This is a genomic window from Flavobacterium sp. PL02 (genome assembly GCF_035013205.1).
Lineage (GTDB): Bacteria > Bacteroidota > Bacteroidia > Flavobacteriales > Flavobacteriaceae > Flavobacterium.
In genome coordinates this window covers 168,791-182,892 of the sequence record NZ_JAYGJP010000003.1, presented here as the reverse complement: position 1 = coordinate 182,892, position 14,102 = coordinate 168,791, and the positions used below count along the sequence as shown (strand labels likewise).

The 14,102-nt window shown below is 32.5% G+C and carries 12 protein-coding genes; 6 read left to right on the top strand and 6 right to left on the bottom strand.

Going from position 1 to position 14,102, the window contains the following annotated elements:
• The first annotated feature begins 5 nt into the window (after positions 1-5).
• The 3 genes from SHI72_RS11825 to recA all read left to right on the top strand — a co-directional run bounded on the left by SHI72_RS11825 (position 6) and on the right by recA (position 2,986).
• Positions 6-1,172 (top strand): WG repeat-containing protein, encoded by a 1,167-nt coding sequence (locus tag SHI72_RS11825; protein ID WP_323490073.1) that lies wholly within the window; start codon positions 6-8, stop codon positions 1,170-1,172.
• 135 nt (positions 1,173-1,307) lie between these two features.
• Positions 1,308-1,817 (top strand): acyl-CoA thioesterase, encoded by a 510-nt coding sequence (locus SHI72_RS11820; RefSeq protein ID WP_039118030.1) that lies wholly within the window; start codon positions 1,308-1,310, stop codon positions 1,815-1,817.
• 161 nt (positions 1,818-1,978) lie between these two features.
• The gene (gene recA / locus SHI72_RS11815) at positions 1,979-2,986 is read left to right on the top strand and encodes a recombinase RecA (RefSeq protein ID WP_039113820.1); all 1,008 of its coding nucleotides are present in this window, start codon (positions 1,979-1,981) and stop codon (positions 2,984-2,986) included.
• Positions 2,987-3,238: 252 nt separating this feature from the next.
• Here recA and SHI72_RS11810 read toward each other — a convergent pair whose 3' ends face one another.
• Entirely contained in the window at positions 3,239-4,036 is a 798-nt protein-coding gene (locus SHI72_RS11810; RefSeq protein ID WP_039113442.1) for a lysophospholipid acyltransferase family protein, read from the bottom strand.
• Positions 4,037-4,493: 457 nt separating this feature from the next.
• Here SHI72_RS11810 and trpS point away from each other — a divergent pair, with 457 nt between their 5' ends.
• Positions 4,494-5,465, top strand: a complete 972-nt coding sequence (trpS, locus tag SHI72_RS11805; protein WP_323490072.1) for a tryptophan--tRNA ligase — start codon at positions 4,494-4,496, stop codon at positions 5,463-5,465.
• 373 nt (positions 5,466-5,838) lie between these two features.
• On the opposite strand, the gene dprA is transcribed toward trpS, so the two are convergent.
• The gene (dprA, locus tag SHI72_RS11800) at positions 5,839-6,939 is read right to left on the bottom strand and encodes a DNA-processing protein DprA (protein ID WP_323490071.1); all 1,101 of its coding nucleotides are present in this window, start codon (positions 6,937-6,939) and stop codon (positions 5,839-5,841) included.
• Between the two features lie 237 nt (positions 6,940-7,176).
• Between dprA and SHI72_RS11795 the strand changes: the two genes are divergently transcribed.
• Positions 7,177-8,121: an SPOR domain-containing protein gene (locus SHI72_RS11795; protein ID WP_323490070.1), complete on the top strand. Its 945-nt coding sequence runs from the start codon at positions 7,177-7,179 to the stop codon at positions 8,119-8,121.
• Positions 8,122-8,308: 187 nt separating this feature from the next.
• Positions 8,309-8,752, top strand: a complete 444-nt coding sequence (locus SHI72_RS11790; RefSeq protein ID WP_323490069.1) for a hypothetical protein — start codon at positions 8,309-8,311, stop codon at positions 8,750-8,752.
• Positions 8,753-8,825: 73 nt separating this feature from the next.
• Here the strand turns inward: SHI72_RS11790 and SHI72_RS11785 are convergent, their stop codons facing one another.
• The 4 genes from SHI72_RS11785 to SHI72_RS11770 form a co-directional block, all read right to left on the bottom strand.
• Positions 8,826-11,093, bottom strand: coding sequence for a helix-turn-helix domain-containing protein (locus SHI72_RS11785; RefSeq protein WP_323490068.1), 2,268 nt, complete (start codon positions 11,091-11,093; stop codon positions 8,826-8,828).
• A 164-nt stretch (positions 11,094-11,257) separates the two neighbouring features.
• Positions 11,258-11,845 carry an OmpH family outer membrane protein gene (locus SHI72_RS11780; RefSeq protein ID WP_323490067.1) on the bottom strand — a complete coding sequence of 196 codons (588 nt, stop codon included), beginning with the start codon at positions 11,843-11,845 and terminating at the stop codon, positions 11,258-11,260.
• A 247-nt stretch (positions 11,846-12,092) separates the two neighbouring features.
• Entirely contained in the window at positions 12,093-12,941 is an 849-nt protein-coding gene (locus SHI72_RS11775) for a class I SAM-dependent methyltransferase (RefSeq protein WP_323490066.1), read from the bottom strand.
• 99 nt (positions 12,942-13,040) lie between these two features.
• A complete protein-coding gene (locus SHI72_RS11770; RefSeq protein ID WP_323490065.1) occupies positions 13,041-13,505 on the bottom strand; it encodes a GNAT family N-acetyltransferase in 465 nt (154 codons plus the stop codon).
• Between the last annotated feature and the right edge of the window lie 597 nt (positions 13,506-14,102).

The following is a 14,102-nucleotide window of genomic DNA, read 5'->3' as shown; positions in this document are numbered from 1 at the left end:
ATTTTATGAAACATCTAAAATTAAACAAAACCATATTCTTGTTATTATTAGCATTAATAACTCAAGGAAAAACTATTGCACAAGAAGCTTATGCAGATCCTGTAACAGATAAATGGGGATTAATAGATGAAGAAGGAAACTATATCCTGGCTCCAAAATATGATAAGATGTTTGCGCCAGAAGAAGGTTTCTTTATCGTCGTGAAAAATAAAAAACAGGGCTTTATTGATGGAACAGGAAAAGAAATACTAGCGCCTAAATATGATGATATATTTGCTCCAAAAGAAGGACTTTTTATTGTAGTTAAAAACAATAAATCGGGTATTGTAAACAATACAGGAAAAGAAATTTTAGCGCCTAAATATGACAGAATATTTGCTCCAGACTCAGGTTATTTCATTACAGTTCTTAATAATAAATATGGATTTATCGATTTAAACGCCAAAGAAATCCTAGTTCCAACATACGACGAAGTTTTAGCTCCCGAAGAAGGCTTTTTTGCTGTAAAACAAGGTTCTAAATATGGTACCGTAAATGAAGCTGGAAAACAAATTGTAGCACCAAAATACGATCAGATTTTTGCCTATCATAATGGTTTAGCAATTGTTGTCATTAACGAAAAACAAGGTTTAATCGATACTAACGGAAAAGAAATAACTCCTATCAAATATGATAAAGTGTATGGGTCTGAAGGTGGTTTTTCATTAGTTACATTAAACAACAAAACTGGATTTGTTGACCAAACAGGAAAAGAAGTTGTATCTCTAAAATACGATGATGCCTTTGATTTTACGAATGGTTTTGCAATTATAGTTACAAACAACAAATGGGGATTAATGAATGCAAAAGGTAAAGAAGTAGTTCCTCCTAAATATGATAAAATATTCGCTCTGGAAGGGAATATTGCACAAGTTATTCTTAAAGAAAAAGTAGGATACATCGATGTAACAGGTAAAGAAATTATTCCTTTAAAATATGATTCAATCTTTGCTTTTGATGGCGAATATACTTCTGCAAGTATTAATAATAAATGGGGATTAATCAATAAAAAAGGACAAACTATAATTCCTTTTAAATACGATTCTATGACATGCTATTGCGGAGAAAGAACAGAAGTAGAACTTAACGGCGAAACATTTTATTTGAACATCAAAGGAGAACGAATAGATTAAAGCTTTAAATAATTTATCAAAAATCTAAGAAGACTAACATTCTAAGAAATCTAATTATTGATTACATTTGAGCCAAATAATACATTTTAATGTTTTAATTATTAAAATATTAAAAATCAACAACATAACAATTAAATGAAACCTAAACATCCTTCAGAATCTTTAACAATATTAACCGATTTAGTTTTACCAAGCGAAACAAATCCCTTAAACAATCTATTTGGTGGCGAATTATTGGCCAGAATGGATCGTGCTGCAAGTATTGCTGCCCGAAGACATTCACGCCGAATTGTAGTTACAGCTTCTGTAAATCACGTGGCTTTTAACAGAGCAATTCCCCTGGGTGCTGTTGTAACAATTGAAGCAAAAGTGTCCAGATCTTTTAAAAGTTCTATGGAGATATTTATCGACGTTTGGGTTGAAGATCGCGAATCGGGATTTCGTACAAAAGCTAACGAAGCCATTTACACATTTGTAGCAGTAGATGACACAGGAAGACCGGTAGAAGTACCACCAATTGATCCTGAAACTGACCTTGAAAAACAACGTTACGAAGCTGCATTACGTCGTAAACAACTAAGTTTATTATTGGCTGGAAAAATAAAACCAGAAGAAGCAACAGAACTTAGAGCGTTATTTTTATAAAAAAACAATCTCTTAAAGAGAAAATAAATCCCGTTGCAACTTCAAAAAAAAGAAGTATTTTTACGTCGATTACATGCCAATACAAATCAAATCAAGAAGTTAATCCTTTATTGATTTTATATAAAAGAGTTATAACAATTTAGATGAAAGAAAAAGAAAAGATGAGTTCAGAGAAAGAAGCCAAATTAAAAGCGCTACAACTTACGCTTGATAAACTTGATAAGACTTACGGAAAAGGAACCGTGATGAAAATGGGCGATAAAGCCATTGTTGAAGTAGAAACAATTTCATCAGGATCATTAGGAGTAGATTTAGCCTTAGGAGTAAACGGTTACCCAAAAGGAAGAATTATCGAAATATACGGACCAGAATCTTCTGGTAAAACAACACTAACATTACATGCTATTGCCGAAGCTCAAAAAGCGGGTGGAATTGCTGCATTTATTGATGCTGAGCATGCTTTTGATAGAAACTATGCTGAAAAATTAGGAATCGATATCGAGAACTTAATTATTTCTCAACCAGATAATGGAGAACAAGCATTAGAGATTGCAGAGAACTTAATTCGTTCTGGAGCAATTGATATTGTGGTAATTGACTCTGTTGCTGCTTTAACACCAAAAAGTGAGATTGAAGGAGAAATGGGAGATTCTAAAATGGGTCTTCATGCACGTTTGATGTCTCAGGCACTTCGTAAACTTACAGGAACAATTAGCAAAACAAATTGTACTGTATTCTTCATTAACCAGTTAAGAGAGAAAATTGGTGTAATGTTCGGAAATCCAGAAACTACAACGGGTGGTAATGCATTAAAATTCTACGCTTCGGTACGTATCGATATTCGTCGTTCATCTCAAATTAAAGACGGTGATAACGTAATTGGTAACAGAACCAAAGTAAAAATCGTTAAAAACAAAGTGGCTCCACCATTTAAAACTGCCGAATTCGACATTATGTACGGAGAAGGAGTTTCTAAAACAGGAGAAATTTTAGATTTAGCTGTTGAATTTGAAATCGTTAAAAAAGCAGGTTCATGGTTTAGCTACGGTGAAACAAAATTAGGGCAAGGTCGTGATGCAGTAAAATCGCTAATTAAAGACAATCCTGAATTGGCAGAAGAGCTAGAAGTTAAGATTAAAGCACATATCAAAGAATTGGCAAGCGCCTAAAATATAAAACCCGAATATAATTCGGGTTTTTTTGTGCTTTTTACGCAACCTTTTTCTATAAATCACATCTATACAAAGAATAGTAGTTTTTAAGCCTTAAAAGGCTCATTGTTATGAATTTTTAAAACATAAAAGATGAAGAAGAAACTGGAAACGTTATTCCAAAATCACTGGATAACAAAAAGAAAATTAAGAATTGTAATGAATTTTATTTCGAAAAAAATCATTCATCGATAAGGCAAAATTTACTTTTTAAGAATTAACGCTTGACTCTTGTTTTTGCAAAACAATATCTTCTTGAAAGATTTTGTCTTTGCGAAACACTAACAATTGCTTATAAATCAGCTGTCTTACCTGATCACGAAGGTCTTTTCTGTCTTCGGGATTCAGATTTGCTGTTTCTATAAACGAGTGTATTTTTACTCTCATTTTTCCAGGGCTTCCGCTAAAAAATGTATATGAAAATCGCTTTTTATTATCCGCATAAGTAATCGGAACAATCGGAATATGGTGCTCAACTGCTAAACGAAAAGCGCCATCTTTAAACTCGTCCAAAACAATCGATTCATCATCTGGAACTCCACCCTCAGGAAAAATACAAATGCTCAAACCTTGACTCAAACGCTTTTGAGCTCGGTTAAAAACATCCATTTTACTTTTAGACGATTTTCTATCAACTAGAATACAAGTTCTTTTGTAGAAAAATCCGAACAATGGAATCTTCGAAAGTTCTTTTTTTCCAACAAAAACGAACGGGTTTTTAATAATAGCCAACGTTAGCATAATGTCAGTCATCGAAGTATGATTAGCCACAATCATGTAGCTTTTATTAGGATCTAAAGCTTGCTCCTTCTCTACTTTGTAGTAAAAACCCATTCCGAAAAGGATAAATTTTGCCCAAATTCTTGCCATTTTAAAGAAATAGGGATAGCCACTTTCGGTAAGAATCGATAGTACTAAAAACGGAAACATTACCAATATCGGGATGGCCATTAAAACATAAAACCAAACACGCCAAATAACCCAAAAAACAATTTTAAATCCTTTCATAGATTCAAAAGTAATAAAAGAGAAATGAATTTTGCAAAAAAGAATTTACATGCCAAGAAATTAACCGCAAAGAGCGCAAAGTTTTACGCACAGTCCGCAAAGGATTTTACAAATTTTTGCTTAAAAATAGTTGCGAAAAGAACACAGATAAAACGGATTTACAAAAGTAAAGACGCGGATAAAAACGGATTTTTTAAAAATATAGATTGGAAATCCGTTTTTAATCCGTGTTTTCGCCTTAGCGAATCCGTTTTATCCGCGTTCCTGTCGCAAAGTTTTTAGCCACAGATTATAAAGATTAAATGGATTTTTAAAATTTGTGTTGATCTACGTTTGTTCATAAACGGAATTCTAAAGCAAAAACTTAACATTCTTTCCGATAAATAAAAACTTTGAGAAAAACTTTGCGGACTTTGCGTAAAACTTTGCGAACTTTGCGGTTAAGAAAAAATTTAGCATGGCAAAAATACTTACAGGCGTACAAAGTACTGGAACGCCGCATTTAGGCAACTTATTGGGAGCAATTATTCCTGCAATCGAATTATCTAACAAACCAGAAAACAATTCATTTTTGTTTATCGCCGATTTGCATTCGATTACACAAATAAAAGACGGTAAAACTCTAAGAGAGAATACCTATAGCGTTGCTGCTGCCTGGCTTGCTTTTGGTTTGGATATTGACCGTGTTACTTTTTACAGACAATCTGATGTTACACAAACAACAGAGTTAAGTTGGTATTTAAGCTGCTTTTTTCCTTTTCAAAGATTAACATTAGCACATTCTTTCAAAGATAAAGCGGATCGTCTTGATGATGTAAACGCAGGTTTATTCTCTTACCCAATGTTAATGGCGGCAGATATTTTGCTTTATGACGCCGAATTTGTTCCTGTTGGAAAAGATCAATTACAACATTTGGAAATTACTCGTGATGTAGCTTCTCGTTTTAACCACCAAATGGGAGAAACATTTGTAATTCCTGAAGCTAAAATCCAAGAAGACAGCATGTTGATTCCTGGAACAAATGGAGGAAAAATGAGTAAATCGGCTAATAATTTTATCGATATTTTCTCAGATGATAAAACGTTACGCAAGCAAGTAATGAGTATCGAAACAGATAGTACACCACTTGAAGAACCTAAAAACCCAGATACTTGTAATGCATTTGCAATTTACTCGCTTATGGCAACTGAAGAGCAAATTGCTACAATGAGAGCCAATTATTTAGGCGGAAATTATGGTTATGGTCATGCCAAACAAGCTTTGTTTGAATTGATTACGGAGAAATTCAAAACCGAAAGAGAAAAATACCATTACTACATAAACAACCTAGACGAAGTAGATGCTTTACTTAAAAAAGGAGCTGAAAAAGCAGCAGTTATTGCTAATGAAGTTCTAGAAAGAGTACGAGTAAAACTAGGGTTTAACTAGAAAAATAACTTAAAATTAAATATTAATGCGCCTGCAAAGTCTTTCTCAAGATTTTGCAGGTTTTTTTATCTCATATTATTTCTAAATCGATTTAGTAACTACAAGAAAAGCAGTAACCAATCAGTCTAAGAGCAATAAAATTCCATAATCTAATCTTTTCGACGAAGGAGACTCGAGCGATAGCGAACAGACATAGTAAATCTTCACAAGGATCTCTGTAAACTCAATCAAAAATCTTTGTCGAGTTTCGCACGGAGATTTCTCCTTCGTCGAAAAGACAATTTTGTGAAGAACCTTTACGAACTTATCGCTTAAATTCTCAATCCTATGATTTCGAGAAAATCTACATAGAGCTTTAATCAAAAGATAAAAATCAAATCGCCTCAAATAACTTACCGGGCAAAGGCCGAATAACTCCCTTAAGTTCCATATTCAGTAACAATCCTGAGATTTTATAAATCGGAAAATTGCATTTTAAAGCGATAGTATCCATTAAATCCTTTCCTGTTTTTAGCAAATAATCATAAATTTTCTGTTCATCTGGTTCTAATTCGACAAATAGTTGCTTCTGTACCGATTTAGACTTGTTTTCGACGTCCCAGTTTAAAATATAAACCAAATCGGCAGCGTTGGTCAGTACGTTTGCTTTTTGTGTCTTAATTAAGTTATTACAGCCTTGACTAAATTTATCTGTAGTTCGCCCTGGTACAGCAAAAACATCCCGATTGTATTCATTTGCCATATTAGCCGTAATAAGTGAACCACCTTTATCTGCAGATTCAATAACGATTGTGGCTTCGCTCATTCCAGCAACAATACGGTTTCGACGTACAAAATTTTCTTTATCAGGATTAGAAGAACTCCAAAATTCGGTCATAAAACCGCCGTTTTGTTCAACTTTGGCAACGTACCTTTTATGGGTTTTAGGGTATATTTGGTTTAATCCGTGAGCAACAACCCCTATAGTCTGAAGATTATTATCCATTGCCAGTTGGTGTGCAATAATATCAACACCATAAGCAAAACCACTAACAATAACGGGATCCAAAGGAGCCAAATCTTCGATTAATTTTTTACAAAATTCCATTCCATACGACGTGATTTGTCGCGTTCCTACGATACTTATGATTTTTTTATCCTTCAAATCAATGTTTCCGGAGCTAAATAGCAAAACAGGAGAATCGATACAATGTTTCAAACGATCAGGATAGGTATTGTCCTGAAAAAAACTTATATTAATCTCGTTTACACGAATAAAATCAAGTTCTTTTTGAGCTTTTTCAAAAATCGACTTTTCTTTAATATTCTTCAATAAAACAGATCCAACTCCATCAATAGTAGCAAGTTGTGATGACTTAGTTTTAAAAATTACTTCTGCAGTACCGCAATGTAACAATAGCTTCTTTGCCATTATATCTCCCACTCCATCAACACTTTGTAAGGCTAATAAATAAAATAAATCCTGATCAGACATTTGCCTATATAATTTGGTTATACAAATAAAACAAAACCGCTATTTGTTATTTACAAAGATGATAATTTTACGTAAATTCTTGCCAAAATAATTAAACTTAAAAAAATAATTAAAAACAGAAAAAAATTAAGTTTTCATAAACACATAACTTTCAAATGTTTACATAAAGTTTTGAATTGTTAATAAAAATTGTGAATAAAATTTTGATAACTATTTACGTTGTCTAACTTTGTTACTATGAAAATCGAAACTTACATCGCGCAGTTATTGTATCGTTATCAGTGTGTAACGGTTCCTGGGTTTGGAGCTTTTTTAACCGAAATTCAATCGGCTCAACTTAATGAAGGCACAAATTCTTTTTTTCCACCGAAAAAATTAATTTCTTTCAATTCACACATCAAAAACAATGATGGCTTGTTAGCAAATCATATTGCTCAAACAGAAAAAACATCATATAAATTTGCTGTGAGTTCACTTCATTATGAAGTTTTGAGCTGGAAAAAAGAATTAGAAGATAACGGTTTTCTTTCTATAAAAAACGTTGGGGAAATTAGACTTAATGCAGATAAAAATCTTGTATTTACTCCAAATGATCAGAACAATTATTTAGCTACTTCTTTTGGTCTAAGTCCATTCATTTCTCCTATGGTTAAAAGAGAAGCTTTCGAAAAACAAATCGAAGCTTTAGTAGAAGATACAGATGAAAATGAAGTAATTGAATTATCAGGATATAGAAATTCTTATTTAAAATATGCAGCAATTTTTATCCTGGCTTTAGGTGTAACGGGTAGTATTGGATATCCAATGTATCAAAACCAAATTGCTAACGAAACTGTTCTTGTAGAAACTGCTGTACAAAAACAAGTTCAGAACAAAATTCAGGAAGCTACATTCTTTATCAAAAACCCTATGCCAGCGGTAACTCTTTCTGTAAAAGAAGATAAATTACCAATGCCTTATCACATTATGGCTGGTGCTTTTAGAAGTGAAAAAAATGCTCAAAAAGCATATAATCAATTAAAAAAAGCTGGTTATGATGCTAAAATAATTCCTGCAAACAGACACGGACTTTTCCCTGTACTATACGGTAGTTATGCTACAATGCGTGAAGCAGAAAAAGCTCAAAAAGAAATTCAAAATACTATAAATCCTGATGCTTGGATTTTGATAGAAACGTTATAAATCTAAAAGAAACCAATTCTTAAAGATTTAAGAACAAATAACATATACTAAAAACACCATTCTCTTTTGTCAAGAAATGGTGTTTTTTTTTTGAAACCTGATAAGACATAAAAATAACAACATAAGGTTTTTACTATATTTTGGAATGGTGTTTGGGGAAGTTTTATAAACATTAAAATTTAATACCATGAACATTGTACAAAGGCTAGGCATGCTTTTTTGCCTATTAATTACAACACAAACTTTTTACGCACAACAAACCATTGCAACCAGTTTAACCCAAGAAATGCTCTTGAAAAAAGAGAAGGAAGATGCAAAGAAAACTTTAGAAAATCAGAAAGATTTACAAAAAAGACAAGACCAGTTAAAGCAAGAACAAAACAAGGCCGAAAAGCGTCAGAAAAAGATAGAAGACGCTCAAAATAAAATAGAAAAAACTAAAAAAGAAATTAAGAAAGTAGAAGATAAAAATCTGAAAATTCAGAATGAAATAAACGCTAACAAACTACCTGAAAACAAGCTTCAGCAAAAGATGATAAAGTCTAAAGAACAAGAACTTGAGATTTTAAAACTACAATCTAAACTTACAGAACAGCAACAAAATCTCACGAAGATTTTAGATTCTAAATAGTCCGAAATAATCTAAAAAAAGAAAACCCTATTCAGCCGAATAGGGTTTTTATGTTTTTAAGAAAAATTAAAAGTTAATTCAAACTTGCTTTGTACATACGTAGTTCATCCCAAGTAAATTTTTCTCCATGCTTCTCTTTCAATCCGTTAAGAGATTCTTCCTGATAGAACTGGAAAGCAACTTTTAATTCGGCAATTTTATCAGCAGGCAACACATCGTTAACCGAAATAACTTTTGTTTGAATTAGTTTTACTAAATGAGATTCAATGGTTTGTGTTGTTAGTTTACGAATATTGGCAATATCTTTTATAGACATTTTTTCCTGCCACAACTCATACGTTTCTTCAACAGTAGATTTTTTAACCGTTTTTTCTTTCGGTTTTTTAGACGAATAACGTTCCACAGGTTCATCATCATCCAATAAATCTCCATTTTTACTTTTAAAATTATCCCGAATAATGGTCGTTTTCTTAGACTTGTAACTTTTGATCTCTGGCGACGTTAATTTCTCTTTAGAGATCGTATCTCCAGCAACAACCGTTTCTATCAATAAACGGGCTTTCATTAGGCGTAAAACAGCTTTGGTTTGCAACTCTTCCAGCAAAACTAATTCATCATAAAAAGCCTTCACTTTTTTAAGACGCTGAATTTCTTCCATTTTGTATAAAAGTTCATAAACCAATTCGTCCATAGGTTTCATGAAATAGCCATAAGCGGCTTCTATTCGTTCGCAAACATGTATCAAATCGACCGTTTCGCTATTAAAAATTTTATTAAGCTGAACAATGAATTTTATGGCTGGATCTACAAGCGATTCTATAATCAAAGTTTGCTTTTTTGCCCATAAAGCATGCTTCCCTTTTTCGGAACTTTCAGACTTTTCGTTGTAGCTGTATTGGTGATTGCGCCATTCTTGTGCTAGATTAGCCCAATCAAAACTGTTAGCCAGATACTTATGAATAAAATTCTTGGTCTCAAAGTGCAATGAATTCTTTAATAATTCTTCTGAAGCTTTGTTCAAAGCATAATCCATCACATCCTGATCGTTAGAAATACCATTCATACGCAGCGGAGAAAGCAAAATAAGCCCGTTTAAGGAACGCAAACGCGATAATGCTACATATGCCTGTCCGGGAAGAAAAACTTGCGATACATCGAGCGCTGCTTTATCAAAAGTTAATCCTTGGCTTTTATGAACCGTAATAGCCCAAGCAAGCTTGATAGGATATTGCACAAAAGTTCCCAAAACCTCCTCCTCTATTTCCTGAGTCATTTCGTCGACTTTGTATCGAATATTTTGCCACTCGTATTTTTCGACTTCGATAGTTTTATTCTCTTCAGGAAAATGAACCATGATTTCCTGGCTCGAAAGGGATTTAATCACCCCCATTTTTCCGTTAAAATAATTTTTATCAAAAGACAAATCATTCTTTACAAACATAATCTGTGCACCAACCTTAAGCTGAAGATTTGGATCAAGTGGGTAAATTTTTTCAGGGAAATCACCAACGATATCAGGAAAATAATTATTCATTTTTCCTTTCAAATCATTGATTGCCTGATTATTAATTGCATCTGCCTTAGCATTATGCGTAGTAAGAGTTATATATCCTGGGTTGTTTTTTAAATCAAAATCAGGTTGAACATACTGATTTAAACTCTGAATATCTTGTGGTGTTATTTGGTTGTTTCTCAGGTTGTTCAATACCGAAATAAACGAATCATCGGTTTGACGGAAAATTTTAGACAACTCAATATACAAAGGCGGATTTTGCTGAATTACATGTGAATGAAAAAAGAATTTCCCTCGATAATAAGACCTCAAAGTTCGCCATTCTTCATCACGAATTACTGGAGGCAATTGCAATAAATCGCCAATAAATAATACCTGAACACCACCAAATGGTTGGCTACTTTTACGAACAGTTTGCATCATAAAATCCATGGCATCAAGCAAATCGGCACGCAACATACTAACTTCGTCAATAACTAAAAGCTCCATATTCCTGATAACAGAACGCTTAACATTATTCATTTTAAAATGCCTGCGCAACGTTGCCTTCGTTTCAAACTTAGTAGTTTCTGAGAATTGTGGCGAAGAATTATCTGGTATAAAACCTGCAAATGGCAACTGAAACATCGAATGTATCGTAACACCACCAGCATTAAGCGCGGCAATTCCCGTAGGTGCCACTACCACAGTGTTTTTGTGTGTTGTTTCGATAATTTCACGCAACAATGTAGTCTTACCAGTTCCTGCTTTTCCTGTAAGAAAAATAGAGCGTTGTGTCTGGTTAATGAACTGTAGCGTATATGAAGCTGCTTCGGAAATATTTTGCATTAGGCTTGTATTTTAGAAAAGAAAAAACTCGAAATTCTCGTTAGAAATTCATTTTGCAAAAGTAGAAGAACATATCGAGTTAAAAACCTAATTGTAGATATTTTATAATAAAAAAAGCCTATATCGTTGCGGATATAGGCTTAAAAATAGTTTCTTAATTTTTATTATTTTTTTGCTGTCGTTGTATCTTTTGCTTTAGCATCAGATTTAGTATCTAGCTTTGTACCAGCTTTATAATTGTCATTCAAAGCTTTAACGATATCTTTTGTAATATCATATTTGTCTTCAGCATATAGAATTGATGCTGCATCACCTGTACCGTAAATGTAAGAATACCCTTTTTCTTTACCGTAATTCTTGATGAATTTTTTAACTCCAGTAACCAAAGTATCCATTTCGGCACCGCTTTCTTGTTGCAATTGTTGAGCTAATGCTTGTTGCGCATACCCTAATTGTTGTTCTCTTTTTTGTAACTCAGCACCTCTTTGTTGTGCCCATGCTTGACCATTGGCTTGTGCCTGACTTTGGAAATTAGCAGCATCTTGTTTAAAACGAGTAATCTCGGCTTGAAGCTGTCTCCCTTTTTCCTCTGCTTGTGCTTTGTATTTAGCTTCAAGGTCTTTTGCTTCTGTGTACTCTTTCATTAAAACTGAAGTGTCAACGTAAGCTGTTTTTACTTCTTTAACTTCTGCTGTTTTGTTACAAGCAACAACTGAAATTGAAAGTGCGATAATTACTAATGCTTTTTTCATTTTGATAATTTCTATTTTTTTTAAAGTATGAAAGACAAAAATATAAAAAAATCAATAGCACCGACATAAAGTTTAAAAAATGCTCGATTTTTCTAGTATCAATTTTTGTTATCAAACCCCGATTTTATATAATTTACTGCTATTAATATTGGATTTATTAGCGCTTTTTTAAGACGTTTTCTCAAAAAGGGAATACAAACACTTGTTCACCTCTTAAAACGTCCCGTAAAGCGGCTAAAAATGCTTTTTACTTGTTTTTTAGGACGTAAATGTGCGATGAATATTCCAAAGTTCGTTTTGCTTTCCAATTTGACTTTAAGCCGATAAAAAACGCAGATAGATAATTCATTTTTCCGGTTTTATATTTTTCCGAAAGTAAGCTCACATAAAACGAATCAAATTTCATTGGAAGAATTTTTTCCAGACGCATATCTACTTTTTCAAAAAGGGACTGAATCGCTTTTTTTGAAAAATGCCAAAAGTGAATTGGCACATCATAAGCCGCCCAAAAAGTTTTATAATGATTTGCATCGAAAGATTTAAAATTTGGAACTGCTACAATTAACGTTCCAGTTGGTTTTAATAATCGCTTCAATTCCTGAATTTGCAATTCTAAATTTGGTACGTGTTCCAAAACGTGCCACATCGTAATTACGTCAAAAGAATTATTTTCTAGGTCACCAATTTTTCCAACAAAAGAAATTCCTTTTTTGATTGCAATAGATTTTGCTCTATCGCTCGGTTCTACCCCAACCGTTTCCCAACCGTTTTGTTTTGCCGTTAATAAAAAATCTCCGGTTCCAGCTCCAATATCCAAAATTCTTCCTTTTTGAGGATTTTCAGAATTAATCAAATTCAGCTTATTTTTTAAAGCAATGTTTTTGACAATGTGATATGCTTTTTCAAATAACGAACGTTTGTTATCTGTGTGCGAAATATAATCTTCGCTTTCATAATATTTCCCCAGATTGTTTTCATCGGGTTGTGGAGATGTAATCAACATGTCCAAAGTTTCATCATAATACAATTCAAAAGTTTCTTTTGAAACTGAGTGATCCTTTACAGTAAGAAAATGTTTTTTGTTTAAAACGTCCATTTTATAATTATTGGTATTTTGGTTTAATTTCACAGCAAACCCTAAAAACGATTCTTTTCATTTTTAGGGCAAACTGTATTTAATATTTAATTTATCTCTTTAACGCTTCCAATTTATTTTGACTGCCGATATTTTTTCGTTTTCAATTCTTGTTTCTGTACAAACAGTAAATCCTTTTTTTACATAAAACAACAATGGTGATTTATATGGCGCTGCATTATTTTTAATTTCATTTTCGTGGTCTATAACCCAACCATTCAAATTATTCTTTTTCTTTTTTAATTCTTCCATTAGCAAGGAACCTTTACCTGTTCCCTGAATTTGATTGTTGATAATAATTGCAAACCAATCTTCATTATCTCGCAAAAAAGCAAACGCCCAGCCTTTAATAATATTCTTATCATCTATTAAAAAATGATGTTTTACATCCAACAAGCTATTTAAATACAAATCAAAATCATGAATTGTTTCATGATTTAAACTCATTGGATATTCATTGTTCCAAAGTTGCAATAAGGATTCTTTCTGCTCTGATGATAAAATTTCTTGGTGAACAATCTTCATAATCTAAAAATTTAAAAACGTAATACATTCAATAAAATCAAGACTTCACAAAGTAGTTTCACGTGGAACAGTTTAACTTTAGATTTCTGATATTAGATTTTAGATTGCAAAACTAACTGTTGAACTAAAAGAAATACTCATCAATTTCAATACTTCACAAAGGAGTTTCACGTGGAACGTACAATTTCAGATTATAGAATTTAAAATTTAGATTGCAGTAACAACACACACAAAAAATCAATTCCTATTCAAAAAATCAATACATCTCTAAGGAGTTTCACGTGGAACACACAATTTTAAACTTATGATATTAGATTACAAAACTAACTCTTAAACCAAAAAATCAAAAGCCTTATTCTCTCCTATTCTAATTTCAGAAAACAATTCAGAAAATCAGTTATCAACTATCTCCCTATTCAAATACTTTTAAAAAAAAACTCAAAACAAATATGATACGAAGATATCAATTCAGAACGAAAATACATTCATTTCTAAAGTTTCAATCAGTTAAAAAATCAAGAAAATTCAAAACAATTTTTCTTTATTTAAACTTTAGAAACAATTCTAAAAACACTGTTGTAATGCATCTTTCATTAT

Bases quoted from the DNA above. Each gene is read 5' to 3' on its own strand.
- SHI72_RS11825 (WP_323490073.1), top strand. From the start codon at position 6: ATGAAACATCTAAAATTAAACAAAACCATATTCTTGTTATTATTAGCA.
- SHI72_RS11820 (WP_039118030.1), top strand. From the start codon at position 1,308: ATGAAACCTAAACATCCTTCAGAATCTTTAACAATATTAACCGATTTA.
- recA (WP_039113820.1), top strand. From the start codon at position 1,979: ATGAGTTCAGAGAAAGAAGCCAAATTAAAAGCGCTACAACTTACGCTT.
- SHI72_RS11810 (WP_039113442.1), bottom strand. From the start codon at position 4,036: ATGAAAGGATTTAAAATTGTTTTTTGGGTTATTTGGCGTGTTTGGTTT.
- trpS (WP_323490072.1), top strand. From the start codon at position 4,494: ATGGCAAAAATACTTACAGGCGTACAAAGTACTGGAACGCCGCATTTA.
- dprA (WP_323490071.1), bottom strand. From the start codon at position 6,939: ATGTCTGATCAGGATTTATTTTATTTATTAGCCTTACAAAGTGTTGAT.
- SHI72_RS11795 (WP_323490070.1), top strand. From the start codon at position 7,177: ATGAAAATCGAAACTTACATCGCGCAGTTATTGTATCGTTATCAGTGT.
- SHI72_RS11790 (WP_323490069.1), top strand. From the start codon at position 8,309: ATGAACATTGTACAAAGGCTAGGCATGCTTTTTTGCCTATTAATTACA.
- SHI72_RS11785 (WP_323490068.1), bottom strand. From the start codon at position 11,093: ATGCAAAATATTTCCGAAGCAGCTTCATATACGCTACAGTTCATTAAC.
- SHI72_RS11780 (WP_323490067.1), bottom strand. From the start codon at position 11,845: ATGAAAAAAGCATTAGTAATTATCGCACTTTCAATTTCAGTTGTTGCT.
- SHI72_RS11775 (WP_323490066.1), bottom strand. From the start codon at position 12,941: ATGGACGTTTTAAACAAAAAACATTTTCTTACTGTAAAGGATCACTCA.
- SHI72_RS11770 (WP_323490065.1), bottom strand. From the start codon at position 13,505: ATGAAGATTGTTCACCAAGAAATTTTATCATCAGAGCAGAAAGAATCC.